The sequence below is a fragment of the Tsukamurella sp. NPDC003166 genome (assembly GCF_040611135.1).
In the GTDB taxonomy this organism is placed as follows: domain Bacteria; phylum Actinomycetota; class Actinomycetes; order Mycobacteriales; family Mycobacteriaceae; genus Tsukamurella.
Genome location: NZ_JBEXNL010000023.1, coordinates 16,338 through 42,429, shown reverse-complemented (window position 1 = coordinate 42,429; position 26,092 = coordinate 16,338). Strand labels below are relative to the sequence as shown.

Here is a 26,092-nt window from a genome sequence, read left to right as displayed (position 1 = left end):
GTAGGTTGGGCCGCGTGGACGGGTGTGTGGGACTGCGGGATTGGGGCGGCCGCGAGGAGGCGGGACCGATCGTGCTGCTGCACGGCCTCATGGGCCGCGGCCGCACGTGGCGCCGGCAGATCCCGTGGCTGCGCCGTTACGGTCGGGTGTTCACCTTCGATGCCGAATTCCATCGGGGCCTCGGCTTTCCCGTCCCGGTCCCGGACGAGGACATCGCCACCGAGCGGTTCGTCGCCGACGTCGCCGAGATCCTCGTCCACCTCGATCAGGGGCCGGCGACGCTCATCGGCCACTCGATGGGCGGCCTGCACGCCTGGTGCGCCGCCGCCGAGTACCCGGAACTGGTCCGGGCGATCGTGGTGGAGGACATGTCGCCCGAGTTCACCGGCCAGTCCACCGACACCTGGGCGCCGTGGTTCGCCAGCTGGCCCGAGCGCTTCGCCTCGCAGGCCGCGTGCGAGGCGCTGTTCGGGCCGGTCGCCGGGCGCTACTTCTACGAGGCCTTCGACGACGGTGCCCTGCACGGCGACCTCGACACCTTCCGCCGGATCGCCGACCATTGGGGGCCGCGCGACCACTGGGCACAGTGGCGCGCGGTGCAGGCCCCCACGCTGCTCCTCGAGGCCGAGTTCACCGTCGTCCCGCCGGGCGTCGGCGCGCGGATGGTGGGCGCGTACACGGGCCCCGACCTGCGCTACCTCAAGGTCGACGGTGCCGGCCACCTCGTCCACGACGACGCCCCCGGCGTGTACCGCGGCGCGGTCGAGGCGTTCCTCTCCGGGCTGGACTGACCGGTGCCCGAGGGCGACACCGTCCACAACCTGGCCGCGCGCCTGCGCCCGGTGCTGGAGGGAAAGGTGCTCACCGCCTGCGGCATCCGGGTGCCGCGGTACGCCACCGTCGACCTGACGGGCCGCGAGGTGGCCTCCGTGACCGCGCGCGGCAAGCACCTGCTCATCGACGCCGGCGGCGCCGTGATCCACAGCCACCTCAAGATGGAGGGCGAGTGGCACGTGTACCGCCCCGGCGAGCGCTGGCGCCGCCCCGCGCACACCGCCCGCGCGGTCCTCGCCGTCGACGGGGCGCAGGTGGTCGGCTTCGCCCTCGGGACGCTCGAGATTCTCACGGCTTCCGAGGCCGACGGTGCCCTCGCCCACCTCGGTCCCGACCCGCTCGGACCCGACTGGGATGCCACCCGCGCGGCGGCGAACCTCGCGACCGAGCCGGACCGCCCCGTCGGGCTGGCGCTGCTCGACCAGCGGAACCTGGCCGGGGTGGGCAACGTCTACCGCAACGAGCTCTGCTTCCTGCGCGGCGCGCACCCGGCGACGCCGGTGGGGGAGTGCGGCGACCCGCTGACCTGGGCCGACGATGCCGCCCGGCTGCTGAGGGTGAACCTCGGGCGGTCGCGGCGGGTGACCACGGGCGTCGATCGGAACGGGATGAGGACCTTCGTCTACGACCGGGCGCGCCGACCGTGCCTGCGGTGCGGGACCGTGATCCGTGCCGGAAACCTCGGTGGCGCAGGAGATCCCGAGCGGTCGATCCAATGGTGCCCCCGGTGCCAACCTCGGTCGGCAGGAAACGCACAGGATCTATATCTCTGAAACAGAAATATAGTCGTCGGTATGAACGATGATGACGACGCCGAACGGCTTCTCGCCGCCGTCCGCGCGGTGCGACGGGGGAGCCGCGCGGCCGGTGGGCCCCTCCGCGCGGGGCTGACGGGCGCCCAGGCGGAACTCGTGCGGCTGCTGCGCCGTGAGCCCGGCATCAGTGTGGGGGAGGCGGCGCGCCGGCTCGCGGTCGCCGGCAACACCGTCTCCACGCTGGTCCGGCAGCTCGTCGACCAAGGACACGTCGTCCGCGAACCCGACCCGGATGATGCGCGGACCGCACGCCTGCGCCTCACGGACGAGACCGATGCGGCGTTGCGCGACTGGCGCGATCGCCGGCACGCGGCGGTCGTGGGCGCGCTCGCCGCGATGGACCCGGCCCTGCGGGCGCAGGTCGACGGCACCGTCGACCTCCTGGAAGCGGTGGCGGCGGCGCTGGAGGGGGACGCGTGAACGCCGTCGAACTGCGGGAGGTCACCAAGCGCTTCGGCGACCACGTTGCCGTCGATGCGCTCAGCCTGCAGGTCCCGCGCGGCGCGTGCTTCGGCCTGCTCGGGCCCAACGGCGCGGGCAAGACCACGACGCTGCGGATGCTCACCACCCTCACCCCGCCCGACGAGGGCACCGTGGAGATCTTCGGGCTCGACGTGCGCAAACACGCGATGACGGTGCGCCGCGCGCTCGGCTACGTGCCGCAGCAGCTGTCCGTCGAGGGCGCGCTGACCGCGCGCGAGAACGTCGACTGGTTCGCGCGGCTCTACGACGTGCCACGTCGCGAGCGTCGTGGCCGCGTGGAGGAGGCGCTGGCCCTGGTCGATCTGGAGGACGCAGCGGACAGGTTGGCGTCGACCTTCTCCGGCGGCATGGTCCGGCGGCTCGAGCTCGCGCAGGCTCTGGTCAACCGGCCCGCGCTGCTCATCCTCGACGAGCCGACCGTCGGCCTGGATCCTGTCGCGCGCGACTCGGTGTGGGAGCGGGTGATGCGGATGCAGGAGCAGTACGGGATGACGGTGCTGCTCACGACGCACTACATGGAGGAGGCGGACGCGCTGTGCGACACCGTCGCCCTCATGCACCACGGCGCGCTCGCCGCGACCGGGACGCCCGCCGCGCTCCGGGCGGCGCAGGGGGACGGCGCATCGCTCGAGGACGTCTTCCGCGCCGTCACCGGCGCGCAATTGGAGGACGAAACGAAGGGAGGGCTGCGCAATGTCGCCAACATCCGTCGCACCGCTCGACGTCTGGGCTGAGCCGCGTCGGCCGGGCGTGCTCACCCTGCTCTCGCGCGTCGGCACGTTCTGCGCCGTGGAGCTGCAGAAGCTGCGGCACGACCGGTCGGAGCTGGTCACACGCTCGATCCAGCCGGTGTTGTGGCTGCTGATCTTCGGCACCACCTTCAGCCGGATCCGCGCCATTCCCACGGGCGGCTTCCCCTATCTCGACTTCCTCGCGCCGGGCATCATCGCGCAGTCGGCGATGTTCGTCGCGATCTTCTACGGCATCCAGATCATCTGGGAGCGTGACGCGGGCGTGCTGACGAAACTGCTGGTCACGCCCACTCCGCGGGCCGCGCTGGTCACCGGCAAGGCCTTCGCCGCGGGCGTGCGCGCCGTCGCGCAGGCCGTGGTCGTATCGGTGGTCGCGGTGCTCATGGGCGTGCACATCATCCCGAACCCGCTCCGCTGGCTCGGCGTCGCCGTGGTCGTGGTGCTGGGATCGGCGTTCTTCGCCTGCCTATCGGTGATCATCGCGGGAATCGTGCTCAAGCGGGATCGCCTGATGGGGATAGGGCAGGCGATCACGATGCCGCTGTTCTTCGGCTCGAACGCGCTGTACCCCGTGGATGTGATGCCGGGATGGGTGCGCGCCATCGCCGTGGTGAACCCGCTGAGCTATGAGGTGAATGCGCTGCGCGGGCTGATGATCGGGATGCCGACGAACCTCTGGCTCGACATCGGGGTGCTCGCGGTCGCCGCCGCGCTGTCGATCGCCGCGGCGTCGATGCTGCTGGGGCGGCTGGCGCGGTAGCGATGCGGGCGGCGTGGGGAGTCGACGGGGCGCGTGTCGTTCCCGATTGTCATGCGTGCCGCGCATGGCTGCGAATCTGCAGCTCAGAGGGTATCTTCGGGCTCCGGGGCATGCGCGGGGTGCATGGCCCTGTCCCGGAATCAGTGTCGGCGGATCGCTCACGATGTCGGGTCCAGTTCGTCCAGGCGTGCGCGACGCCACCTCTGGCTCACAGGAGTTCGACATCGTGAGCCGACCCTGAGGGCGTGTCGGCGAGCAGATAGCTCACCGCGCCGTAGGTCGCGGTTCAGTCGCGCTGCGGGAGCTCGCAGCCGTCGGGGCCGCAGGCCTCGGCGTCGTCACCGCCGATGACGGTGAGCGGTTCCTCCCCGCGGGCCTTGGTCAGCGCCTCGGCGAAGACCTCCGGCGGCTGCGCGCCGGAGACGGCGTACTTGCCGTCGAAGACGAAGAACGGGACGCCGCCGATGCCGATCCGCTTGGCGGTCTCCTCGTCGGCACGGACCGCGTCCGCGTAGGCGGTCGGATCGTCGAGTACCGCGCGGGCGGCGGCACCGTCGAACCCAGCGGACTCGGCGATCGCGACCAGCCGGTCGCGGCTGCCGAAGGCCGGCTCGGCCTCGGCGAAGTTCGCGGCGTACAGCGCGTCCAGCAGCGCCTCCTGGCGACCGAGCGTGAGTGCCCAGTGCAGCAGACGGTGCATGTCGAAGCTGTTGCCGCTGTCGCGGCCGTCCACCTGGTAGGGCAGGCCGAGTTGCTGCGCCTGAGCGCCCAGGCCGCGCTCGTTCGCGGCGGCCTGCGCCTCGGAGATGCCGTACTTGGCCGCGATCCGGGGGATGACGGGCTCGGAGCCGCCCGCGGTGGGGTCGAGTTCGAAGGATCGGTGGACCACCTCGACCTGATCGCGCTGCGGGAACGCGGCCAGCGCCTCCTCGAAGCGGGCCTTGCCGATGTAGCAGAACGGGCAGTTGATATCGGTCCAGACGTCCACGCGCATGCAAGGTTCAACAGTCGGCGGCCGGCGGTGATTCCATGGGCAGGGTATGAGCCGTCAGGACGACCAGTCGCGGCGCAACTGCTCCTCATCCGGACGATCGTTGGGCAAGCTGTACGTGGAGACGATTCCGACTGGCGCCATCTGCGCGGCGGACGGGAGCACGAATCCGGCGAGGTCGTCGAGGTCGGCGACATCGATCGGGTCCGCCATCTTCCACCACGGGGAATGACTGTTGTAGAGCTGGTGGTAGGGATGGTGCCCCACCTCATGCGCCGCTCGCGTCAGATCGCTCGAGACGAGGAAGGTGAAGCGCCCGATGCCGTCGTTGCGATGCAGAAGGAGCCGCGGTTCGAATCGTCCGATTCGGCGTGCAGATCGAACCTGTCGACGATCGCTGCGGCTTCCGATGGTCTGGCTTCGACGAAGAGCGCCGTGCAGGTGTCGATGGTGAAGGGCGTGGTCTCCTGCAAGAGAGACCACCGCTCGCGGCGTGGTTCGACGTACTGAACGAACATGTGTGCTCCAGGGCTTAGCGAACGGGAACGGTTCTTAATCTGCGGAGCGGTTCGAACCTCAGTCGCCGAACCGCGCCGCCCAGAAGGGCTGGTTGCGCCAGTAGGCGACGTCCTGGGCGGCGCCGTCGAACGTGAACGCGCTGAGGCTGTCGAAGTGACGGCCGACCCCGCGAGGAACGGACCAGACGGTGTCCTGACTGGTGTACAGGTACCAGCGTCGAGGTGGCTGGGGTGGATCCCACGTAACACGTACGGAGAGGCCGTCGCCGGGGTTGCTCACGACGGTCCCCGTCATCAGGATGTCCATCACGGAAACCAAGTTGCCACGTGAGTCGAAGGGAACGCCCTCGCTGACGTTGCGCCGTCGTCGAACGGCAATGCGCTCACCGGCGAGCATCTCTTGAACCTTGTGCTCGTACTTCGGGTCGGGGTCCATTCGCCATTCGCCATTCGCCGTTGGCTCGGAAGTCCTCGGGAGTGTTCCGATGAGTTGAGATTGGACCCGCGTTGACGAACCAATCGATCGGGATCTCATCAGGGACGGACTCGACGAGTTCGGGTTCCGGCTCGGACGGCAGTGGCTGCGCGGCCACGTCGGCTTCGATCACGATCTCGTTGGGCCCGATCTGCGATTCCTCGTCCGCTGCGGCGGGGCGGGTGAAACCATCAGCCTGGTAGACGTCTTCGACCACCTGTGGGCAGTGGTAGCGCGTATACGCACTCGGGTGCTTGCGCATCACGCTGTACGCCAGTGTCTGTGCACCGCGTTGGACAGCTTCGTCGGAGAGTAGAGCGTCGATCGCCGCGAGCGATGTGGCGTGAATGATCGCGACGTCCCCGAAATCGTCGTACCGGCGGATGTCCACGCGCCGGACGTCCGGGTGCAGTCGCCTCAGCCGCCGCCGTTCCGTGATGCCGATGGACTCCGCTGGAATGTTGATGAAGCCGTGGTTGTCTTTGAAGACGACGAAGGACTCCATGCGTCCCACGGAGACGCACAGGAGTCGATCGCCCCCTGATGCGCCGGTACTCACGTTCCACCCGTGGAATTCGGTCCTACGTGGTGCCGGGATGCAGGTCTCCAAATAGGTTCGCAGCGTAGAGACGATACGGGCGTGGTCCGGCCGGGAGCGGAATCGCTTCGCCGCGGTGTGGTACTTGAGTGATTGCTGAGCCGCGATCGGCTTCAAGGACGACGGGTCGTTCTGATTGAACGACGCAGCGTCTGCGACCCAGGCGGCCTGCTCGTCGTCGTCGAGGAGGTCGACGAGCTCGTTCTTGTGCGAGGTGTAGCTCGCGTGGGTGGTGTTGCGGCACTGCTTCGGTACGACCCGGTTGAGCCCGTGGATCAGCGTCCGTTCGGCAGCCCGCAGCTGCGGCTTGGAGAGCGTTCTGCGGAGGAATCGAACGTCGGCGATCTCGTCGCCCCAGTGCCGCATGTGGCCGCCCATCCGAGATCGGAGATCGACGGACTCCCCGAGGTAGTAGGTATCGTTGGTGAATATGAGGAGGTAGAAGCCCGAATATCGGACGCCCTGTTGTCCTCCGATATTCGACTTGGTTCCCTTGAACTGAACCGCCGGACGGAAACCTTCGGCGTCGGCCCACCGGTCGACAGCTGCGCGGGTACTCACTCAGCGGCCTCGCGCCGCTCGGACGGGGCGAAGGCGGGCATGGCGCTGGGGGCACCGTCGAGCCGAGCGGACCGGTAGCCGCGGACCTTGCGGCCCACCATCTCCTGCGCGTCCTTGGCCTTGCCGCGCGAGTAGGTGACGGCGTAGTCGTCCTTGACGCCGATGGTTCGGCCGACCTCGATGGCGTCCTGGTCGGCGCCCATGTACAGGAACTGCCAGTCGTACTTCTCGGTCTGGTGCTCGACGAGGGCCTTGATCGCGGCGTGCGTGTACTCGGTGCTGGCGTTCTCGAGACCGTCGGTCATGATCGCGACGATGACGGTGCCGGGTCGCTCGTCCTCGGCGAGCGCGGCGAGTTCCACGCCGGCGTCGTGGATGAGTCGGCCCATGGAGTCCAGCAGCGCGGTGCTGTTGCGGGGATACAGGACCAGCGGCGGGACGGCTGCGACGTCAGTGGAGCCGAAGACGACCTCGTACTCCGTGTCGAACTGCGCGAGCGAGACGAAGCATGTGCCCTCGCCCGATCGTTGCTCGGCGATGAAGGCGTCGAAGCCCTCCTCGGTGGCGGTCTTGATCGATGCCATCGATCCCGAGCGGTCGAGCAGGAAGTAGATGTGGGTCTTGCGGGCGTCGGTCATGGTGTCCCCCCTGTTTCTTCAGGTGATGAAGGGTCATTTCCTGCGGCGTGGTGTGAATCGCAGCGGGGGAGCCGGGGCGGGCTCGCCCCGTTCCTTGTCGTAGCGGGCCCGCTCGACGCCGGCGGCCGTCACGCGGCCGGCATCATTCGCGTAGCCGCCCAGGGTCTTCGTGCGAGCGAGGCGCGGCCCGACGGCGTTCTCCGTGAGGCCCGCGGTGGCACCGGCCGCGCGGAGCGATGCTCCGTCGTCCACCACCGCGCGCGCCATGGTCTCGTCGATCAGCATCGTCAGTTCGTCAGCGGCCTCGCGGAGATGGGGCAGCGCCTCGGCGTCCGGCTCCTCCGCTGCCGCGGCGAGCAGGCGGCGGATCCGCTCCAGGGCGTCGCGTTCGGGGGGCATGATTCACCGTAGCGCAGCAACTGCGTATCCGCAATAACTGCGGACTATTAGAGGCGCGGTCGGTACTCGGGCTCGAAGGTCGGCGAGACGCCCGCGTCTCCCCAGAACGTGGGGGAGTCGGCACCGGCTCCGATCAGCATTCCGGCCATCGCGGCGATGGAGTCCGAATCGCCGTTGGACGTGGCGGCCCACTGCAGGGCCGCGAACGGCGACAGCGGAGCATCGGCGACCATGAGAGCCAGCGCCGTGGCGGTACCGGCGTCCCAGCCCTCGCCGACGCCGGCGCACGGGTCACCGTCGGCCCCGCGCGCGAGACGGCCCTGCGCTGCGACCAGATGGTTGCGCAGCGTGGGAGCCTCGGAGGCGATCCACGAGGGGATGTCGATCAGCAAGGGCGCCAACACCTCCGCGAGGCACGGCTCGGAGAGGCCGGGCCAGCCGCCGTCGCTGATCGCGTCGATCAGCTCGATGCCCCGGGCGAGGAACCGCCCCTCGGGTCGCCGGACGGCGTCGGCGAGGACGAGGGCCGAGATCACCGCGAGCGGGTGCCGGTGCGTGATCACCGCCTGCAGGGTCGTCAGTCCGACCCAGCGATCGTCGTCCGTCGTGGCAGGCAGGAGCCGCATCACGGCGCCGCATCCCGCGGACTCGATCGCCCCGCCCGGCTCGAACCACTGCCTGCCCGCGTCGAGGTTGCGGATCGACCCCATGCAGGTGTTGCCGGGCGCGCGGTCGTTGAGCGGCGAACGGGCCCACGCGCTGAACTCCCGCACGATCGCCGCGGTGGCCTCGGCCACCGACTGCCCGGGCTGGAGAGCATCTTCGAGGGCCAGCGTCATCTGCGTATCGTCACTGATCACCCACGTGCCGGTGGGTGGCGCGACGGCGCCGCCCATCCGCGAGTACGACGTGAACTCCACCTGATACCCCCAGGCGTCGCCCGCGGCCAGGCCGATCAATGCGTTTCGGTAGTTCATCGGGATCCCCTTGAGGGCTCGGCGGGCAGGACCAGCAGATTGCCGTCCAATGACGTTCCGTCGCAGTCGAGTCCGGTGACGGCGACGTCGTGGCCGTCGGCGAGCACGAGGGGCTCGTGGTAGGCGACGTGGTAGTGCCCGTGATACAGCTTCTGCGGCCGGACCGCGTCGACCACCTCGCGCAGGCGGCGGCGGTTCGCGGCGGAATCGGCCTCGATGTCCGGCGGGAGGTTCCACACCGGATCACCCACCAGCGCCTCGACGGTCGGCACGCCGGACGGTGCGTCGTGCGCGACGATCACGTCGGCCGGGCCGCCGGCGAGGCACGCGGCCACATCGGCATCGCTGACGGCCTCCTGCGACCACCACGACCGCGTCGGAATGCGTGAGTTCCTGTCGATCGACACCGCGCCGCCGATGGCCAGCCAGGTACGACCGTGCCACGCCCACCGGAATCCGCGCGGTAGGTGCACGATGCGCGACGAGACGACGTGGACCCTGTCGGTCAGCGGAAGTGCTGCGAGGGCGCCGTGGTCGTCGTGATTGCCGTCCACCCAGAACAGAGCGAGGCCGAGCCGCTGCAGGTGCTGATCGAGATCGGCGAGGTACCGCGCACCGTCGCGCCCCGGCCAGAGCCCGAAATCACCCAGGTGTACCACCACGTCACAACCCCGGCGGGCGGCCTCGTCCAGAACGTGCACGGCCCATCGGGTGTTGCCGTGCCAGTCACCGGCGAGTGCGACGCGCCGCGGGACGAGTCGCCCCGGATCGCTGAATTCCGTCATTTCCTCCCCCTCGCGCACACGGTAGCGAGGAGGGCCGACAAGTCAGACCACGTAGGTGACGCCCGTCAGCTTCTCCGACACGTCCCACAGCTCGGCCCACTTGGCCTTGTCCTTGGACACGGCGGTCGTGGAGCATTTGCCGACCTTGCCGCGGGACTGGAACAGCTCCGTCGGGCCCCACCACGGGTGCGGGTCGAGGTCGCGGTCGGTGGCGGCGAGGATCAACGACTGCGCGGCCCGCTCCGGCGGGTTGTTGAGCAGCGCCACGGCGGGCTTGAGCACCAGGTCCAGCGGCGTGTCAGTGCGGGCGAACAGGCCGGTGGGCGACACCCCCGGGTGCACGTAGTACGCCCGCTTGTCGGACCCGGCGACCTCGAACCGGCGCTGCAGCTCCCGTGCGAACATCATGTTCGCGAGCTTGCTCTGCCCGTACGCCTCGGTGCGCAGGTACTTCCGGCTGCGATAGTTCGGGTCGTCCATGCGCCAGCGGTAGTTCTGCCGGTGCGCCACCGACGAGACGGCGACCACGCGGTCCCGCATCCGGTCGAGGAGCAGGCCGGTGAGGGCGAAGTGGCCGAGGTGGTTCACGCCGAACTGCATCTCGAAGCCCTGCTTCGTGCGGCGCAGCGGGATGTTCATCAGCCCCGCGTTGTTGACGAGCACGTCGAACTCGCCGGTGCGGTCCGCGAACGCGCGCACGGAGTCCAGGTCGGCCAGGTCCAGGGCCTCGACGGTGACGTCGCCGTCGATCCGGTCGGCGATCGTGCGGGCGCCCTCGACGTCGCGGCAGGCCATCACGACGCGGCCGTCCGCAGCGAGGCGGCGGGTCACGACCTCGCCGAGCCCGCCGTTGGCCCCGGTGACGATGTAGGTGGTCATGGGCGCCAGCCTACGAGGCGGTCGCGGAGCGCGCCCCGCGACCGTAGCTCTCGCGCGCCTGCGCCGGCGTGACGATGCCGGCGGGCAATCTATCGCTAGTTCCTACACCAGTGAATAGAAATTTCACGCTTCGCCCGCCAGCGCGAACCGACCGTCGACCGTCTGCTCGATCAGCCCGTCGACCAGCAGCGAATCCAGCGCCCGGTCCCGCTGTGCGGGATCGCGCTCCCATGCCAGGTCGAGGCGCGCGCGGGGGACGGCACCGTCGGCGCCCCGAAGGACGTCGAGCAGCCGTCCGCGGGCCTGCCGGTCCGTGCCCTCGTACTTCTGGACCTTCCGCGGCGCCACGGTGCCCGACGGTGCGCCTGCCCTCAGCCAGGCGCAATCGGCGCTGATCGGGCAGTCGCCGCAGCGCGGCGAGCGGGCGCTGCAGACCAGCGCGCCGAGCTCCATCAGCGCGGCGGACAGTCGCGGCCGCTGCTCGGGCGGGACGGTCGCGAGGACCGCGACCGCGGCCGGAAGGTCGCGCTGGGCGGACGGCGCCGCCGCGTCGGACTCCCCGTCGACCGCTCGCGCGAGGACCCGCCGGACGTTGATGTCGACGACGGGGACGTCCTGGCCGAAGGCGAAGCAGGCCACGGCACGCGCGGTGTAGTCGCCGACGCCGGGCAGCGACAGCAGATCGTCGACGGTGCGCGGCACGGCACCGTCCCACCGCTCGACGAGGGCCTGTGCGCAGGCGTGCAACCGCATCGCCCGGCGCGGGTAGCCGAGCTTGCCCCACGCGCGGACCGCGTCGGCGCCGGTGGCGGCGGCCAGGTCGGCGGGCGTGGGCCAGCGCCGCAGCCATGCGTGCCACACCGGCTCGACCCGCACCACGGGCGTCTGCTGCAGCATCACCTCGCTGACGAGGATCGCCCACGGGCTCGTCCCGGCCCGGCGCCACGGCAGATCGCGTTCGGCGGCGTCGAACCACGCGAGCACCCGTGTGAAATCCGGGACAGAATCTCGCCTGCTGTCTCGAAGGGGAGTCACGAGGTGCATTATGGACCCATGCCCACTTCAACTCCCCCCGGCGCCTGGCGCGCACTTCGTGACGGCAACCGGCGCTTCGTCGAGGGCACGCCCGAGCATCCCAACCAGGGGCACACCCGCGTGGCCGAGCTCGCGGGCGGCCAGCAGCCGACCGCGGTGCTGTTCGGCTGCGGCGACTCGCGCGTCGCGGCCGAGGTGATCTTCGATCAGGGCCTCGGCGACATGTTCGTCGTCCGCACCGCCGGTCACATCATCGACGCCGCCGTGCTCGGGTCCATCGAGTACGCCATCGAGGTGCTCAAGGTGCCGCTCATCGCGATCCTGGGTCACGACAGCTGCGGTGCCGTCGCGGCCACCGTGAACTCCATCGACACCGGCACCATGCCGCCGGGGTACATCCGTGACATCGTCGAGCGGCTGACGCCGTCGGTGCTGGCGGGCCGTCGCGAGGGACTGTCGGATGTCAACGACATCACCGCGCAGCACGTCATGGAGACGGGGTGGCTGCTCATGGAGCGCTCGCGGATCATCGCCAAGGGCGTCGAGGAGGGCCGCGTGGCCATCGTCGGCCTCACCTACGAGCTCGCCGAGGGCAAGGTGCACCTGCGCGGCTCCGTCGGCGACATCGGCGAGGCCGCGACGTCACCGTTCCAGGCGGTCCGTCCGGCCTGATCGAAAGTCCGATTCGTGACACGCCGCCGCAGGTCAGCGGCATGAGGCCGGGGAAACGCTACCGTTGAACCGTGCTTGAACCCAACGGACCCCTGCCGCCCGAGATCTACTGGCGTCGCCGCGTGCTGGCCGCCGTCGTGGCGCTGCTCGCCGTGGTCGTGGTGGTGCTGCTGATCGTGTTCGTCGGCGGCGGCAAGGATTCGTCGCAGAACGCGTCCGCCTCGTCGTCCGCGCCGGCCACCACCGGCGCTCTGCCCCCGTCCCAAGCGCCCGACGGTGCCGACCCCTCGGCCGCGAACAACGCCGGCGGAGGCGGCGGGGCCGGCGGCGGCGCGTCGGGCAGCGCGAGCGCGTCCGGATCGGCGTCGTCCGCTGCGAACCCGTCGGGTGGGGGCGTACCCACGCCGGGTGCGGTCGTGGCCGGCGCGCCGTGCCCCGACGCCAACATCTCCGTCGTCGTCGGCGCGGACAAGGCGACGTACACGCTCGGTGAGCAGCCGACCTTCGAGGCGACGGTGACCAACGCGGGCTCGGTGCCCTGCTCACGCGATATCGGCACCGGCCAGCAACAGCTGATCGTGCTCACCCTCGACGGCTCGAAGCAACTGTGGTCGAACTTCGACTGCACCTTCCAGCCCGAGATCAAGAACGAGGTCCTGCAGCCCGGCCAGCAGCTGCGTTACAAGCTGCAGTGGGCGGGCACCACGTCGGCGCCCGGCTGCCAGGCGCAGCGCGTCCCCGTGGCCCCCGGTGCGTACCAGGTGGTCGCTCAGCTCGGTGCCAAGCGCAGCGCCCCGGTGACCTTCAACGTCGTCCGCGCCGCTCCGGCGCCCGCGACGGGCACCGGCGGCAACTGACGAACGGCCCTAGAACCGCTCGACCGAGGCCTCGGCGAGGCGGGAGAGGCCCTCGCGGGCCTGCCGCGCACCGTCGGACCCGATACCGGGGACTGCCTGCAGATCCGCAGCGGAGGCGGCGAGCAGCGTCTGCAAGGAGCCGAAGGTGCCGACCAGCGACTCGACCTGCGCGGCGCGCAGCCGCGGCACCGACCCGAGCAGCCGGAAGCCGCGCGGTGACACGGGCCCGTCCTGCGCCTCGACGGTGCCCGAGAAGCCCAGGGCCGCAGCGATCGTGGGCAGGTCCAACAGGTCGGCGTCGGTGAGCGCGTCCACCCGTGCGACGGCGGCGTCGACCGCCGCGTCGCCGCCCGGAAGGTAGTCGCGGAGCACGGGCTCGCGCAGGGATAGCGCGTCGCCCAGCAGGTCCTCCAGCTGCAGCACGATCTGCCGCCCCGAGGTGCCCAGCTCCAGCACGTGCTGCTCGATCTCGATCGCGAGCCGCCGCACCAACTCCAGTCGCTGGACCACGTGGGAGACCTCGCGCACCGTCACGACGTCCTCGATCTCGGCGCGCGAGAGCTGCGCGAGGACCTCGTCGAGGCGGTGCGCGTACCGCTCCAGCGTCGCGATGGCCAGGTTGGCGCGCGAGAGGATCGGCGCGGCGTCGTCGACCAGGTGCCGGACGCCGCCCACGTAGGCGTGCACGATCGACATCGACGCGCTCACCGAGATCACGGGGTAGCCGGTCTGGATCGCGGCGCGCTCGGCCGAGCGGTGCCGCGTGCCGGATTCCTGGGTGGGGATCGCCGGATCCGGCATGAGCTGGACATTGGCGCGCACGATGCGGGAGCCGTCGGTGGAGAGCACGACCGCGCCGTCCATCTTCGCCAGCTCCCGCAGGCGGGTGGGCGCGAACTCGACGTCGAGGTGGAAGCCGCCGTCGCAGATCTTCTCCACGGCGTCGTCGTAGCCGAGCACGATGAGCGCGCCGGTGCGGCCGCGGAGGATCCGCTCGAGGCCGTCGCGGAGGGGGGTTCCGGGGGCCATCCGGATCACGGTGTCGCGCAGCGGCGCGTTCCCGGCGAACGCGTCGCCGCCGAGATTGGTGTGGTCCATGCCGTAAGGCTAACGCCCGCGCCTGCCCTCGGTCAGCGAGCCCAGCCGCAGGGCGTCGCCGACGGTGGCCGCCTCGCCGATGTGGATCCCGTCGACCTTCAGCTTCTGCCCGTCGGGCGAGGGCGGGACGATGGCGTGGGTGAAGCCCAGGCGGGCCGCCTCCGCGAGCCGGCGCTCGAGCCCGGTGACCCGGCGCACCTCGCCCGCGAGGCCCACCTCGCCGAGGACGACGGTGTTCGGCCGCAGGGCCTTCTCCACGGCGGCGGACGCCACGGCGAGGGCCAGCGCCAGGTCGGCACCCGGCTCGGTGATCTTCATCCCGCCGACGGTCGCCGCGTACACGTCCTTCTGCGGCAGGTTCTCGATGCCGCCGTGCCGGGCCAGGACGGCGAGGATCATGGCGACCCGGGCACCGTCGAGCCCGGAGACCGCGCGCCGCGGCGCGGGCAGGGGAGTGGGCGTCACGAGGGCCTGGAGCTCGCCGAGCATGGGCCGCTTGCCGTCGAGCCCGACGGTGACCGCGGTGCCGGCGGCGGCCTGGTCGCGGTGGTGCAGGAACAGGCCCGACGGGTCCGTGACCTCGACGATGCCCGACTCGCGCTGCTCGAAGCAGCCCACCTCGTCGGAGGCGCCGAACCGGTTCTTGATGCCCCGGACCATGCGCAGCGTGGAGTGCTTGTCGCCCTCGAAGCTCAGCACGACGTCCACCAGGTGCTCCAGCGAGCGCGGGCCGGCGACGGCGCCGTCCTTGGTGACGTGGCCGACGAGGATCACCGCGATCCCGGAGGCCTTGGCGAGCGAGGTCAGCGTGGCCGTGATCGCGCGGACCTGCGTGACGCCGCCGTGGACACCGTCGACGCCGGAGGCCGAGAGGGTCTGCACCGAGTCGACCACCATGAGCGTCGGCGAGATCTGCTCGACGTGGCCGAGCACCGTCCCGAGGTCGGACTCCGCCGCGAGGTACAGCCGATCATCCAGCGCCCCGGTGCGTTCCGCGCGCAACCGCACCTGTCCCGCGGACTCCTCGCCGGTGACGTACAGGGACTTCCCGCGGCCGGTCGTGGCCCAGCGGTGCACCACCTCGAGCAGCAGCGTGGACTTGCCGACGCCCGGCTCGCCGGCCAGCAGGATCACCGAGCCGGGGACGATGCCGCCGCCGAGCACCCGGTCGAGCTCGCCGATGCCGACGGGCAGCGCGCGCGTTGAGTTGGGGTCGATCTTCGTGATCGGGACCGCGCGGGTCTTCGGGAGCGTCAGCCCGACGTTGGCGGCGGGCCCGGAACCGGCGGCACGGGCGACCGCGCCCTCCTCCATCGTCGACCAGGCGCCGCACGACGGGCAGCGGCCGACCCACTTGGCCACGGTGTGGCCGCACTCGGTGCAGGTGTACTGCACCTTGGCTTTCGCCATGGACGGCCTAGTGGCCGGACCCCTCGCCCGAGCCGTGCTCGCCCGCGTGCTCGCCGCCCGTGACGGTGATGCCCGCGGCGCTGGCCGACGCGGCGCCCGCATCGATCGGGACGTCGATCGGCAGGGAGCCGGCCTTCTCGAGGTGGAACCAGAGCTTGCTGGTGAGGCCGGGGCGCCAGGTGCTGTCGACCGGGACGGTGACCGTGAGGCGCGTGATGTCGGCGGCCTTGCTGTTGCTGCCCGCGGGGGCGGTGCCGTAGAGCGAGCCGCCGGCGGTGAGCGTGGTGTCGCCACTGATGGTCGCGGCGCGCCCCTTCTCGTCGGTGATGCCCTTGAGCTTGTCGCCCTGCTGCGGGTTCAGGTTCGTCAGGACGAAGGCGAGCTTGCCCTGGCTGCCGGACACCGGGTACAGCACGTGCACGTCGGTGAGCGTGATCTTCTGATCCACGAAGGTCTGGTTGGCGCCGTTGACCGCGGCGACCTGGTTGGCGGTCTGCGAGATCTGGCCGGCACCGCAGGCGGACACCGAGAGCAGGGCGCCGGCGGCGAGCAGGGCGCCGGCGACGGCGGTGGCGGTGCGGCGGGTCGAGACGGTGCGTGCGGACACGGTTCCTCCAGTTTCCATCCCCGTGCGCGGCGACACCCGCGTGCGGACGATGCTGAGTATGTCACCACGCAGCGTAGTAGAAGGCGCATCCGGCCGCGTCGGCGGGCGTGGTCCAGGGTTGGCGATCACCCCGTTGATCAGCCCAGGGTTCCCTTGTCAAGCCCGGTATGAGTCCTGACCTGCGACGTTGCCGAGCAGCTCCATTCGCCCCCGTGTTATCCTGGTCATATCGAAAGGGGCAAGGATCAGATGATTTTCAAGGTCGGAGACACCGTTGTCTACCCCCATCACGGTGCCGCACTGATCGAAGCTATCGAGATCAAGACCATCGGTGGACGTGAGCGCGAGTACCTCGTGCTCAAGGTCGCACAGGGTGATCTGACGGTCAAGGTTCCCGCGGAGAACGCCGAGGTCGTCGGCGTTCGTGACGTGGTCGGCCAGGAGGGGCTGGACAAGGTGTTCCAGGTCCTGCGCGCGCCCCACACCGAGGAGCCCACGAACTGGTCGCGCCGGTACAAGGCGAACCTCGAGAAGCTGGCATCGGGCGATGTGAACAAGGTGGCCGAGGTCGTGCGCGACCTGTGGCGTCGTGAGCAGGACCGCGGGCTGTCGGCCGGCGAGAAGCGCATGCTGACCAAGGCCCGCCAGATCCTGGTGGGCGAGCTCGCGCTCGCGGAGTCCACCAACGACGAGAAGGCGGCCCTGCTGCTGGACGAGGTGCTGGCGGCCGCGTCCTGACCGTCGTCGCGCTGGTCCCCGCCGCCGGGCAGGGGACGCGCCTGGGTCGCAGCATCCCCAAGGCGTTCGTGGAGCTTCACGGCCGTCCACTGCTCACCTGGGCAGTGGACGGCCTTTTCGCGTCCGGCGTGGTCGACGAGGTCGTCGTCATGGTCCCGCAGGACATGGTCGACGGTGCGCGGCCCCTCGTCCCGCGGGCGCGGGTCGTCGTCGGCGGCGCCGAGCGCACCGACTCGGTGCGGGCCGGTCTGGCCGTGGCGGGCTCGGCGGTGACGGTCCTGGTGCACGACGCGGCCCGGCCGTTGACCCCGCCCGCGATGATCGAGCGGGTGGTCGACGCGGTGCGTGCCGGCGCCTCCGCCGTCATCCCCGTGCTGCCGGTCGTGGACACCGTCAAGCGGGTCGATGCCGACGGGGTCGTGCTCGGCACCGTCGACCGGGCGGACCTGCGCGCAGTCCAGACGCCCCAGGGTTTCGCCGCCGCCGCGCTGCTCGCGGCCTACGCCGCCGCGCCCGGTGCGCTGGCCACCGACGACGCGGGCCTCGTCGAGCGGGCCGGTGGCAGCGTCGTCACCGTCGCCGGGGATCCCCTGGCGATGAAGATCACCACCGCCTTCGACCTGCGGGTCGCGCTGGCGCTCGCCGAGGAGTTCACATGATCGTGCCGCGGGTCGGGATCGGGACCGATGTCCATCCGTTCGAGGCGGGTCGTCCGTGCTGGATGCTGGGGCTCCAGTTCGACGGTGACGGTTGCTCGGGCCACTCCGACGGCGACGTCGCGGTGCATGCGCTGTGCGATGCGCTGCTCTCGGCCGGCGGCCTCGGTGACCTGGGGACCGTGTTCGGGGTGGGGCGGTCGGACAACGTCGGGATCACGGGTGCGTCGATGCTCGCGCACGTGCGTGCGCTGCTTGAGTCCGCCGGTTTCGCGGTCGGGAACGCCGCCGTGCAGCTGATCGGGAACCGGCCCAAGGTCGGGCCGCGGCGTGCCGAGGCGGTCGCAGTGCTGAGTGAGTTGCTCGGTGCGCCGGTCTCCGTGTCCGCCACCACGACCGACGGCCTGGGGCTCACCGGCCGCGGTGAGGGGGTCGCCGCGATGGCGACGGCCCTGGTCTATCCGGCGGGCTGAGCCCCGCCCCGTGGCGTGGTTGCCGGGCCGGGTGCCGTTGTCGGCCCGCGGGGTGTGTGTCGATCCACGAAGTCATGCGTCGCGCGCATAGCTGAATACCTGCAGGTCAGCGTTGTTTTGTTGCGGTCTGCGATGCGTGCCGCGCATGCCCCTTCGCCCAGTGCGGGCGGCAACACCGGGCCGCCGTCGCTGCATATCACTCGCGCTGGGATCACTCGGCTGAGTGGGGTCCCGGTGCGTCGGTCCGCTGAGGGTTGGCGCGGCGGAGTGTCGTCCCCCGCGCGACGCCGATCCGCCCGCCGCACGTTCGAACCCCTACCGGAAGCCGTACGTGCGGTGGGGGACAGGTTGACCCCTGCGCGGCGTTCGGTCCCCCACCGAAAGCCGTTACGTGCGGTCGGGGACCGGCTGACCCCTGCGCGGCGTTCGGTCCCCTGTTGGAAGCCGGGTGTGTTTCGTGGGGGACCGGCTGACCCCCGCGCGGCGTTCGGTCCCCCGCTGGAAGCCACGAGCGTTCGCCGGGCGTCGATCTGATCGTGGTGCCGGGGTATGTGTTCGACGCATGGGGTCGATCCCGAAAAGTGCCTCTGAACAGCGCATTTGTGGGCTATGCGTCGCGCGCATGGCCTTCGCGCAGCGACACACGGACCGACAGGAGTGCAGCCGCGAAGCTACTCCGGCTGCCGGTTGGGCCGGGCCCGACGCAGCGTCAGCACGCTGTCGATCGTCAGCAGGACCAGTGCGACCCAGACGATGCCGAAGCCGATCCACCGCGCGGTCGAGACGTGCTCGCCGAGGAAGAGCACCGCGCACAGGAGCTGCATGATCGGCGTTGCGAACTGGATCAGCCCCACGGTCACCAGTGGGATCCGGCGGGCGGCCGCGGCGAAGAGCAGCAGCGGCACCGCGGTCGCGACGCCGGCGAAGGCGAGCAGCGCGGCGTGGCCGGCGCCGTGGCGGGCGAAGTCCAACCCGCTGCCCCACACCGCGATGACCACCAGGACTATCGCGGCGATCGGCGCGAGGATCGCGGTCTCCAGCGTCAACCCCTGCAGCGCGTTCAGGTGCGCGCCGACCTTGTTCTTCACGAGCCCGTACAGGCCGAACGAGAACGCCAGCGCCAGGGCCGTCACGGGGAAGGTCCCCGCCACCACCGCCAGGTAGACGAACGCCAGCACGCCGATGCCGACCGCCACCCACTGCAGCGGCCGCAGCCGCTCGCGCAGCACGATGACGCCCAGTGCGACCGTGACCAGCGGGTTCAGGAAGTAGCCGAGCGCCGCGTCCGACGTGTGGCCCGACGTGACCGCCACGATGTAGACGATCCAGTTGGCGGAGATGAGCAGCGCGGCGATCGTCACCCCGGCCAGCAGCCGCGGCTGGCGCAGCACCGGCCGGATCCAGCCGAGGTCGCGCAGGATCAGTAGCGCTGCGCCGCACAGCACCAGCGTCCACAGGATGCGGTGGGCCAGGATCTCCCACGGTCCGGTGGGCTTGAGGGCGTCGAAGTACAGGGGGAACAGGCCCCAGAGCAGGTAGGCGGCGATGCCCATGGCGGTGCCGCGGGTCACCTCGGAGACGTCGCGATCGGCCACCGAATGATCCTACCTTTTCGGGCGCGCACCGTCGAAGCCCCTGACCTGCGAGGCGCGCGGGCCCCGACCCGTAGAATCAGTCCACGTGACGCTGCGCCTTTACGACTCCCTGACCCGCGAGGTCCGCGACTTCGTGCCCCTCGTGGACGGCAGGGCGGGCATCTACCTCTGCGGCGCGACGGTCCAGGGCGTTCCCCACATCGGACACATCCGCAGCGGTGTGGCCTTCGACGTGCTGCGGCGCTGGCTGCTCGCGAAGGGCCTCGACGTGGCCTTCGTGCGCAACGTGACCGATATCGACGACAAGATCCTGCGCAAGGCCGCCGAGGCGGGGCGCCCCTGGTGGGAGTGGGCCGCGACGCACGAGCGCGAGTTCACGAACGCCTACGACGCGCTGGGCGTGCTGCCCCCGTCCGCGGAGCCGCGAGCGACGGGCTTCATCACCCAGATGGTCACCTACATGGAGCGGATGATCGAGCGCGGCCACGCCTACGCCTCCGATGGCGACGTGTACTTCAGCGTCCGGAGCCTGACGACCTACGGCGAGCTCAGCCGGCAGAAGGTCGACGACGTGCACCAGGGCGAGTCCGCGGCCACCGGCAAACGCGACCCCTTGGACTTCACCCTGTGGAAGGCCGCGAAGCCGGGCGAGCCGAGCTGGCCGTCCCCGTGGGGGGACGGCCGCCCGGGCTGGCACCTGGAGTGCTCGGCGATGGCCACGAGCTACCTCGGCGCGCAGTTCGACATCCACTGCGGCGGCATCGACCTGATCTTCCCGCACCACGAGAACGAGATCGCGCAGGCGCACGGCGCCGGGGATCCGTTCGCGAACTACTGGCTGCACAACGGCTGGGTCACCATGTCCGGCGAGAAGATGAGCAAGAGCCTCGGCAACGTGGTCTCCATCCCGAACCTGCTCACGCAGGTCCGCGCGGTCGAGCTGCGGTACTACCTCGGCCAGGCGCACTACCGCTCGATGCAGGAGTACTCCGCCGGCGCGCTGCAGGAGGCGGTCACGGCGTACGGGCGGATCGAGTCGTTCGTGCGGCGCACCGTCGAGCGGGCGGGGGAGGTCGAGCTCGGGGAGTGGACCGAGGGCTTCGCGGCCGCGCTGGACGACGACCTCGGCGTACCGTCGGCGCTGGCGGAGGTGCACGGTGCCGTGCGCGCCGGGAACGCGGCGCTCGAGTCGGGGGATCTCGTTCAGGCGCGGCGGATCGCCGGTTCGGTGCGGGCGATGACCTCGATCCTCGGCGTCGACCCGCTGGACCCGCACTGGGTGACCGAGAACGCGGGCGACGGCCAGGCGATGGACGCGCTCGGGGTGCTCGTGCAGGCCGAGCTCGAGCGTCGCGCGACCGCCCGGGCGGAGAAGAACTGGGCGGAGGCGGACGCGTCGCGCGATCGGCTGCACGCCGCGGGTATCGAGGTCACCGACGGTGCCGACGGCTCGGCATGGACACTGACGAAGAAGGCGGGCAACTGATGGCAGGCAACTCGCAGCGCCGTGGCGCGGTCCGCAAGGCGGGCACCAAGAAGGGACAGGTCCAGGGGTCCGGCGGCGTCCGGCGACGCGGGCTCGAGGGGCGCGGCGCGACGCCGGCCGCGAAGGACCGCCCGTACCACCCCGCGCACAAGAAGGCGCGGGCCGCGGCGAAGGCGGCCACCACGCCGCAGCGCCGTCCGAAGGTCGCCGGCCGCGCCGCCGACGACGGGCCCGAGTACGTTCTCGGCCGTAACCCCGTCGTCGAGTGCCTCCGCGCGGGCGTCCCGGCGACGGCGCTGTACGTGGCGATCGGTGCGCAGAACGACGAGCGGCTCACCGAGTCGGTGCAGATCGCGGCCGACAAGGGCATCGCGATCCTCGAGGTGCAGCGCGGCGAGCTGGACCGGATGAGCGAGAACGGCCTGCACCAGGGCATCGCCCTGCAGGTCCCGCCGTACACCTACGCCCATCCGGATGATCTCGTCGCCCGGGCACAGGACCTCGGCGAGGCGCCGCTCATCGTGGCCCTGGACAACATCACCGACCCCCGCAACCTGGGCGCCGTGATCCGGTCCACGGCCGCGTTCGGCGGGCACGGCGTGGTCATCCCGGGTCGACGGTCCGCCGCGGTCACCGCCGTCACCTGGCGCACGTCCGCGGGTGCCGCGGCGCGGCTGCCGGTGGCGCAGGCGCCGAACCTCAACCGCACGCTGGCGGATTACGCGGCGGCCGGCCTGCAGGTCGTCGGCCTGGACGCGGGCGGCGACGTGGACCTCGACGACTACCGGGCCGACACCGGCGTGGTCGTCGTGGTCGGATCCGAGGGCAAGGGCCTGTCGCGATTGGTGCGCGAGAACTGCGACTCGATCCTGTCGATCCCCATCGCGTCGTCGGTGGAGTCGCTGAACGCGTCCGTCGCCGCCGGTGTGGTGCTGGCGGAGTTCGCGCGGCAGCGCCGCAATCAGTGATCCGTTGTTCGCTGTCTTGACCTGATAGTTTTGCTATGGCGCACGTGATTCTGCGCTAGTCTGCACGGATGGTATCGCTGGAGGAACGGCAGCAGAACCGCCGCCGGGCGATGCTGGACGAGGGCATCACTCTGTTGGGCGGCGCGGAGGCGGGCGCTCTGGGGGTGCGCGCCGTGTGCCGGGCGACGGGCATCACGGAGCGCTACTTCTACGAGGCCTTCGGCACCCGGGACGGTTTCGCGCAGGCGGTGTTCGACGATGTCAGTGACCGCGCGCAGGAGGCGCTGGTCGGCGCGGTGCGCGGCGCGGCGAACCCCGCGGAGGTCTCGACGGCGGCCGTGGCCGCATTCGTCGAGCTGGTCATCGACAACCCCGACGCGGGACGGGTGCTCCTGCTCGCGCCCTATCGCGAGGCCGCACTGTCCGAGCGCGGTCTCGGTCGCATGCCCGACTTCTTCGCCGTGGTGGCCGGCGCCATGCCGAGCCAGGTCGACGAGACCACCCGACGGCTCGTGTCGATCGGCCTCGTCGGCGCGCTGACCTCACTGTTCACCGAGTATCTGTCCGGTCGGCTCGACGTCACCCGCGAACAGCTGGTCGCGCACTGCGTCCGCCTCGTCGCCACCGCGCCCGCCCGGTTCATCGGCTGACCGTCAGCGCGTGAACGGCGCGAGCGCCACCCCGGCACCGTCGAGCACGGTCCGCAGGCGCCGCGCGACGGCGACGGCGGACGGATTGTCGCCGTGTACACACACGGAGTCCGGCGCGACCTCGACCTCGGTGCCGTCGATCGATTCGACGGTGCCGTCGGCGACCATCCGCAGCACGCGCGCGGCGATCTCGTCGGGGTCGTGCAGGACGGAGCCCTCGTGGGAGCGGGGGACGAGCGCACCGTCGGGCAGGTAGGCGCGGTCGGCGAACGCCTCGCGCACCGTGCGCAGCCCGGCTGCCTCCGCGCTGCGGAGGAACGCCGAGCCGGGGAGGCCGAGCACCGGAAGGCCGGGGGCGGCGGCGAGCACGCCCGCCACGACGGCCTCCGCCTGCCCGGAATCGGCCACGATCCGGTTGTACAGCGCGCCGTGCGGTTTCACGTATCCGACGGTGCCGCCCACGCTCCGGGCGATCGCCTGCAGGGCGCCGATCTGGTAGATCACGTCGGCGGTCAGGTCAGCGGCGGGGACGTCCATCGCCCGGCGGCCGAAGCCGCGCAGGTCGGCGTATCCGACCTGCGCGCCGATCGCGACGCCGCGGCGGGTGGCGAGGGAGCAGGTCCCGCGGAGGATCGTCGGGTCGCCGGCGTGGAACCCGCAGGCGACGTTCGCGGAGGTCACGACCTCCAGCAGGGCGGCATCGTCGCCGAGCGTCCACGCGCCGTAGGACTCGCCGCAGTCGGCGTTGAGATCGACCTTCACGCCTTCGACGGTAGCGCGTGCCGGCAGTCGTGCGACTCCTCGACCGGCGCGACGGTGCCCCGCCGCCCGCGCTGCCCGACCAGCCGGCAGATCATGTAGATGACGAACGAGATCGTGGTGACGAACACCGACACCGGCAGCGCGGGGGCGAGCGAGAGGACGATGCCGCCCACGGCCGACACCAGTGCGAAGACCAGCGAGAGCACCGTCGCCGTGCCGGGCGAGCTGGTGACCCGCGCGGCGGCCGCGGCGGGCGTGATGAGCAGGCTCATCACCAGTAGCGCCCCGACGATCTGCACGCCCTGCGCGGCCGCGGCGCCCACGAGCATCGCGAACACCACCGACAGCGTCTTGACCGGGACGCCGTGCGCGGCGGCCACATCGGGGTCGGTCGACAGGAACAGCAGCGGCCGGTAGATCACCGCGAGGATCGCCAGCACCACCACGGTGGTGATCGCCATCAGCGTGACCCCGGAGAGCCCGACCGCCACGACCTGGCCCGTCAGCAGCGCGAACGCCGTGCCCTGCCGACCGTCGTGCAGCGCGAGGAACAACACGGACAGGCCCAGCCCGAAGGCCATGATCACGCCGATCACCGAATCGCGCTCGCGGGCGTACACCCCGAGCAGACCGAACAGCAGCCCCGCCACCAGCGAGCCGAGCAGGGCGCCGGCGCCCACGCTCCAGCCCATGAGCAGGGCGAATGCGGCGCCGGTCAGCGACAGCTCGGACGTGCCGTGCACGCTGAAGGCCATCTGCCGGGACACGATGAGCGGGCCGAGCACGCCCGCGAGCACGCCCAGCAGCGCCGCGGCGAGCAGCGCCCACTGCACGAAGGGCTGCTGCAGCAGCTCCCAGGTCAGCGACAGGTTGCCGAACTCCTTGAGGTGGTCCATCTACTCGTCGCCCCCCACCACGACCAGCCGGTCGCGCACGTGCAGCACGTCGACGGGCGTCCGGTAGAGCCGCGAGAGCCGCTCGGAGGTCATCACGTCGTTCGTGGGCCCCACCTCGAACCGTCCGTCCACCAGGTAGAGCACGCGGTCGCAGTAGGGGAGCACGGGGTTGATCTCGTGGGTCACGAACAGCACCGCGGTGTGGTGCTCGCGGCGGCGCCGCTCGATGAGCGAGACGGCGAGCTGCTGGTTGCCCGGGTCCAGCGAGAGCAGCGGCTCGTCGCAGAGCAGGATCGTCGGGTCCGAGGCCAGGGCCTGCGCGACCCGCAGCCGCTGCTGCTCGCCGCCGGACAGCGAGCCCAGCGGGGCGTCGGCGAAGGCCGCAGCGTCGACCTGCGCGAGGGCGGTGTCGACGGCGGACCGTCGGGCCCTACGGTTCCGCAGGCCGATGCCCCACGCGGCCCCGTCGAAGCCCAGACCCACGAGGTCGCGCCCGCGCAGGGGCACGGACGCGTCGAGCGCGCGCTGCTGCGGGATGTACCCGATCCGCCCGTTGACCTGCACGGTTCCGGATGACAGCTGGGTCTGCCCGAGGAGGATGCGCAGCAGAGAGGTCTTGCCGGCGCCGTTCGGGCCGAGTACGGCGATGAATTCGCCGGGCTCGATGTCGAGGTCCAGCCCGTCCCACAGGACGCGGTCCGGGTAACGCAGGGCCGCGCCGCGCAGGCTGATGACCGGCCGCGGGCCCGACGGTGCGCCGCCCCCGGTCCGGGGGACCGACGGTGCGCTCACGGGCGCGGCGCGAGTGCGTCGGACAGGCTCTTGACGTTGCCCGCCTGCCACGTGACGTAGTCGTCGACGCCCGCGGGCAGCGATTCGGTGACCTTCACGACGGGCACGCCCGCGGTCTCGGCGGTCTTCGCCAGGGCGTTGGTGACGGGGTTCTCGGTCTGCGAGTTGAGCACGACGGCGCGTACCTGCTTGCCGCTGACCAGCGCGTTCGCGGCGGCGATGTCGGCGGGCGCGGGGTCGGTGCCGGATTCGATGGCGGCGGTGTAGCGGGCGGGGGCCACGTCGGTGAGGCCCGCGAGGGTCAGCAGGTAGCCGGCGACGGGCTCGGTGGCGGCCACCTTGGCGCCGGGGTTGGCTTGACCGATCGCGCGGGCCTGCGCGATCACGGCGTCCAGCTTGGTCGAGAAGGCCTTGGCGCGGCCGACGTAGCCCTCGCGGTGCGCGGCGTCCTTCTCGGCCAGCGCCTTCGCGACGGCGTCGGCGACCTTCTGCATGGTGGGCAGGTCGTAGAAGACGTGCTCGTTCTCGCCCTTGGGCGATTGGATCGAGGTGGCGTCGACCTTCGCCGCGGACGCGCCCTCGGCGGCCTTCTCCATGTACGCGTCGTAGTGGCCGCCGTTGTAGACGAGCACGGAGGCCTTCTTCACTGTCAGCGTGTCCTGCGCGGAGGGCTCGAACTCGTGCGGGTCACCCGTGGGGTTGGTGAACAGCGAGGTGACCGTGGCGTCCTCGCCCGCGACGGCCGTGGCGATGGCGCCGTAGACGTCGGTGGACGCGACGATCGAGGGCTTGCCGTCTCCCGAGTCCGACGATGCGGTACCGCACGCGGTGAGCGCCAGCACGGCGACGGCGGTGGCGCCGACGGCCTGGGTGAGACGATGGCGGATGCGCACGGGAACTCCTGACGACAACAATGGGAATCGTTGTCGTTA

32 protein-coding genes are annotated in these 26,092 nt (G+C 71.1%); 13 read left to right on the top strand and 19 right to left on the bottom strand.

Annotated elements, in window-relative coordinates; translation table 11 throughout:
- Positions 1-14: 14 nt before the first annotated feature.
- Genes ABZX10_RS20415 through ABZX10_RS20395 form a run of 5 tightly spaced genes read left to right on the top strand, consistent with a single transcriptional unit; the run spans position 15 to position 3,644 of the window.
- Positions 15-791, top strand: coding sequence for an alpha/beta hydrolase (locus ABZX10_RS20415; RefSeq protein ID WP_355544256.1), 777 nt, complete (start codon positions 15-17; stop codon positions 789-791).
- 3 nt (positions 792-794) lie between these two features.
- Positions 795-1,607: a DNA-formamidopyrimidine glycosylase family protein gene (locus ABZX10_RS20410; RefSeq protein ID WP_355544253.1), complete on the top strand. Its 813-nt coding sequence runs from the start codon at positions 795-797 to the stop codon at positions 1,605-1,607.
- A gap of 21 nt (positions 1,608-1,628) precedes the next feature.
- Complete coding sequence (locus ABZX10_RS20405) at positions 1,629-2,069, top strand: MarR family transcriptional regulator (RefSeq protein WP_355544250.1); 441 nt, start codon at positions 1,629-1,631, stop codon at positions 2,067-2,069.
- The gene (locus ABZX10_RS20400; protein ID WP_355544247.1) at positions 2,066-2,866 is read left to right on the top strand and encodes an ATP-binding cassette domain-containing protein; all 801 of its coding nucleotides are present in this window, start codon (positions 2,066-2,068) and stop codon (positions 2,864-2,866) included. Before ABZX10_RS20405 ends, ABZX10_RS20400 begins: the two co-directional genes overlap by 4 nt.
- Positions 2,826-3,644 (top strand): ABC transporter permease, encoded by an 819-nt coding sequence (locus ABZX10_RS20395; protein WP_355544244.1) that lies wholly within the window; start codon positions 2,826-2,828, stop codon positions 3,642-3,644. Before ABZX10_RS20400 ends, ABZX10_RS20395 begins: the two co-directional genes overlap by 41 nt.
- 286 nt (positions 3,645-3,930) lie before the next feature.
- Here ABZX10_RS20395 and ABZX10_RS20390 read toward each other — a convergent pair whose 3' ends face one another.
- From ABZX10_RS20390 to ABZX10_RS20340, 11 genes are all read right to left on the bottom strand, one after another.
- Positions 3,931-4,638, bottom strand: a complete 708-nt coding sequence (locus ABZX10_RS20390) for a DsbA family oxidoreductase (RefSeq protein WP_355544241.1) — start codon at positions 4,636-4,638, stop codon at positions 3,931-3,933.
- Positions 4,639-4,692: 54 nt separating this feature from the next.
- On the bottom strand, positions 4,693-4,902 hold the full coding sequence (locus ABZX10_RS20385; RefSeq protein WP_355544238.1) for a hypothetical protein: 210 nt from the start codon (positions 4,900-4,902) through the stop codon (positions 4,693-4,695).
- A 17-nt stretch (positions 4,903-4,919) separates the two neighbouring features.
- Positions 4,920-5,153: a hypothetical protein gene (locus tag ABZX10_RS20380; protein ID WP_355544235.1), complete on the bottom strand. Its 234-nt coding sequence runs from the start codon at positions 5,151-5,153 to the stop codon at positions 4,920-4,922.
- 58 nt (positions 5,154-5,211) lie between these two features.
- Positions 5,212-5,463: a hypothetical protein gene (locus ABZX10_RS20375; protein ID WP_355544232.1), complete on the bottom strand. Its 252-nt coding sequence runs from the start codon at positions 5,461-5,463 to the stop codon at positions 5,212-5,214.
- Between the two features lie 73 nt (positions 5,464-5,536).
- A complete protein-coding gene (locus ABZX10_RS20370) occupies positions 5,537-6,787 on the bottom strand; it encodes a GIY-YIG nuclease family protein (RefSeq protein ID WP_355544229.1) in 1,251 nt (416 codons plus the stop codon).
- The gene (locus ABZX10_RS20365) at positions 6,784-7,425 is read right to left on the bottom strand and encodes a vWA domain-containing protein (protein ID WP_355544226.1); all 642 of its coding nucleotides are present in this window, start codon (positions 7,423-7,425) and stop codon (positions 6,784-6,786) included. The genes ABZX10_RS20370 and ABZX10_RS20365 overlap by 4 nt, the downstream gene beginning before the upstream one ends.
- Positions 7,426-7,458: 33 nt before the next feature.
- Positions 7,459-7,824, bottom strand: coding sequence for a hypothetical protein (locus ABZX10_RS20360; protein WP_355544223.1), 366 nt, complete (start codon positions 7,822-7,824; stop codon positions 7,459-7,461).
- A gap of 47 nt (positions 7,825-7,871) precedes the next feature.
- A complete protein-coding gene (locus ABZX10_RS20355; protein ID WP_355544220.1) occupies positions 7,872-8,801 on the bottom strand; it encodes an ADP-ribosylglycohydrolase family protein in 930 nt (309 codons plus the stop codon).
- Entirely contained in the window at positions 8,798-9,586 is a 789-nt protein-coding gene (locus ABZX10_RS20350) for a metallophosphatase (RefSeq protein ID WP_355544217.1), read from the bottom strand. Before ABZX10_RS20350 ends, ABZX10_RS20355 begins: the two co-directional genes overlap by 4 nt.
- Positions 9,587-9,628: 42 nt before the next feature.
- Positions 9,629-10,465: an SDR family NAD(P)-dependent oxidoreductase gene (locus ABZX10_RS20345; RefSeq protein WP_355544214.1), complete on the bottom strand. Its 837-nt coding sequence runs from the start codon at positions 10,463-10,465 to the stop codon at positions 9,629-9,631.
- Positions 10,466-10,588: 123 nt separating this feature from the next.
- Positions 10,589-11,509, bottom strand: coding sequence for an A/G-specific adenine glycosylase (locus tag ABZX10_RS20340; protein WP_355544211.1), 921 nt, complete (start codon positions 11,507-11,509; stop codon positions 10,589-10,591).
- 9 nt (positions 11,510-11,518) lie between these two features.
- Between ABZX10_RS20340 and ABZX10_RS20335 the strand changes: the two genes are divergently transcribed.
- Positions 11,519-12,172, top strand: a complete 654-nt coding sequence (locus ABZX10_RS20335; RefSeq protein WP_355544208.1) for a carbonic anhydrase — start codon at positions 11,519-11,521, stop codon at positions 12,170-12,172.
- Between the two features lie 71 nt (positions 12,173-12,243).
- A complete protein-coding gene (locus ABZX10_RS20330; RefSeq protein WP_355544205.1) occupies positions 12,244-13,029 on the top strand; it encodes a BsuPI-related putative proteinase inhibitor in 786 nt (261 codons plus the stop codon).
- A 9-nt stretch (positions 13,030-13,038) separates the two neighbouring features.
- Here ABZX10_RS20330 and disA read toward each other — a convergent pair whose 3' ends face one another.
- The 3 genes from disA to ABZX10_RS20315 are packed head-to-tail and all read right to left on the bottom strand — an operon-like array spanning position 13,039 to position 16,144.
- Entirely contained in the window at positions 13,039-14,127 is a 1,089-nt protein-coding gene (disA, locus tag ABZX10_RS20325; RefSeq protein ID WP_355544202.1) for a DNA integrity scanning diadenylate cyclase DisA, read from the bottom strand.
- 9 nt (positions 14,128-14,136) lie between these two features.
- On the bottom strand, positions 14,137-15,537 hold the full coding sequence (gene radA, locus ABZX10_RS20320) for a DNA repair protein RadA (protein WP_355544199.1): 1,401 nt from the start codon (positions 15,535-15,537) through the stop codon (positions 14,137-14,139).
- A gap of 7 nt (positions 15,538-15,544) precedes the next feature.
- Complete coding sequence (locus tag ABZX10_RS20315; protein WP_355544196.1) at positions 15,545-16,144, bottom strand: hypothetical protein; 600 nt, start codon at positions 16,142-16,144, stop codon at positions 15,545-15,547.
- A 249-nt stretch (positions 16,145-16,393) separates the two neighbouring features.
- Between ABZX10_RS20315 and ABZX10_RS20310 the strand changes: the two genes are divergently transcribed.
- Genes ABZX10_RS20310 through ispF form a run of 3 tightly spaced genes read left to right on the top strand, consistent with a single transcriptional unit; the run spans position 16,394 to position 18,011 of the window.
- The gene (locus ABZX10_RS20310; protein ID WP_068745528.1) at positions 16,394-16,882 is read left to right on the top strand and encodes a CarD family transcriptional regulator; all 489 of its coding nucleotides are present in this window, start codon (positions 16,394-16,396) and stop codon (positions 16,880-16,882) included.
- Positions 16,879-17,541 (top strand): 2-C-methyl-D-erythritol 4-phosphate cytidylyltransferase, encoded by a 663-nt coding sequence (gene ispD, locus ABZX10_RS20305; protein ID WP_355544351.1) that lies wholly within the window; start codon positions 16,879-16,881, stop codon positions 17,539-17,541. Before ABZX10_RS20310 ends, ispD begins: the two co-directional genes overlap by 4 nt.
- Positions 17,538-18,011, top strand: coding sequence for a 2-C-methyl-D-erythritol 2,4-cyclodiphosphate synthase (gene ispF, locus ABZX10_RS20300; RefSeq protein WP_355544192.1), 474 nt, complete (start codon positions 17,538-17,540; stop codon positions 18,009-18,011). Before ispD ends, ispF begins: the two co-directional genes overlap by 4 nt.
- A 671-nt stretch (positions 18,012-18,682) precedes the next feature.
- Here the strand turns inward: ispF and rarD are convergent.
- Positions 18,683-19,606 carry an EamA family transporter RarD gene (rarD, locus tag ABZX10_RS20295; RefSeq protein WP_355544189.1) on the bottom strand — a complete coding sequence of 308 codons (924 nt, stop codon included), beginning with the start codon at positions 19,604-19,606 and terminating at the stop codon, positions 18,683-18,685.
- 85 nt (positions 19,607-19,691) lie between these two features.
- Here rarD and cysS point away from each other — a divergent pair, with 85 nt between their 5' ends.
- The 3 genes from cysS (at position 19,692) to ABZX10_RS20280 (ending at position 22,710) form a co-directional block, all read left to right on the top strand.
- Positions 19,692-21,092 (top strand): cysteine--tRNA ligase, encoded by a 1,401-nt coding sequence (cysS, locus tag ABZX10_RS20290; protein WP_355544186.1) that lies wholly within the window; start codon positions 19,692-19,694, stop codon positions 21,090-21,092.
- Complete coding sequence (gene rlmB, locus ABZX10_RS20285) at positions 21,092-22,060, top strand: 23S rRNA (guanosine(2251)-2'-O)-methyltransferase RlmB (protein ID WP_355544183.1); 969 nt, start codon at positions 21,092-21,094, stop codon at positions 22,058-22,060. The genes cysS and rlmB overlap by 1 nt, the downstream gene beginning before the upstream one ends.
- A gap of 68 nt (positions 22,061-22,128) precedes the next feature.
- Positions 22,129-22,710: a TetR/AcrR family transcriptional regulator gene (locus tag ABZX10_RS20280; RefSeq protein ID WP_355544180.1), complete on the top strand. Its 582-nt coding sequence runs from the start codon at positions 22,129-22,131 to the stop codon at positions 22,708-22,710.
- A 3-nt stretch (positions 22,711-22,713) separates the two neighbouring features.
- On the opposite strand, the gene ABZX10_RS20275 is transcribed toward ABZX10_RS20280, so the two are convergent.
- Genes ABZX10_RS20275 through ABZX10_RS20260 form a run of 4 tightly spaced genes read right to left on the bottom strand, consistent with a single transcriptional unit; the run spans position 22,714 to position 26,053 of the window.
- On the bottom strand, positions 22,714-23,472 hold the full coding sequence (locus tag ABZX10_RS20275) for a 5-oxoprolinase subunit PxpA (protein WP_355544177.1): 759 nt from the start codon (positions 23,470-23,472) through the stop codon (positions 22,714-22,716).
- Positions 23,469-24,368 carry a metal ABC transporter permease gene (locus ABZX10_RS20270; protein WP_355544174.1) on the bottom strand — a complete coding sequence of 300 codons (900 nt, stop codon included), beginning with the start codon at positions 24,366-24,368 and terminating at the stop codon, positions 23,469-23,471. The genes ABZX10_RS20275 and ABZX10_RS20270 overlap by 4 nt, the downstream gene beginning before the upstream one ends.
- Positions 24,369-25,160 (bottom strand): metal ABC transporter ATP-binding protein, encoded by a 792-nt coding sequence (locus ABZX10_RS20265; RefSeq protein ID WP_355544171.1) that lies wholly within the window; start codon positions 25,158-25,160, stop codon positions 24,369-24,371. It lies immediately after the preceding gene.
- A complete protein-coding gene (locus ABZX10_RS20260; protein WP_355544168.1) occupies positions 25,157-26,053 on the bottom strand; it encodes a zinc ABC transporter substrate-binding protein in 897 nt (298 codons plus the stop codon). Before ABZX10_RS20260 ends, ABZX10_RS20265 begins: the two co-directional genes overlap by 4 nt.
- Between the last annotated feature and the right edge of the window lie 39 nt (positions 26,054-26,092).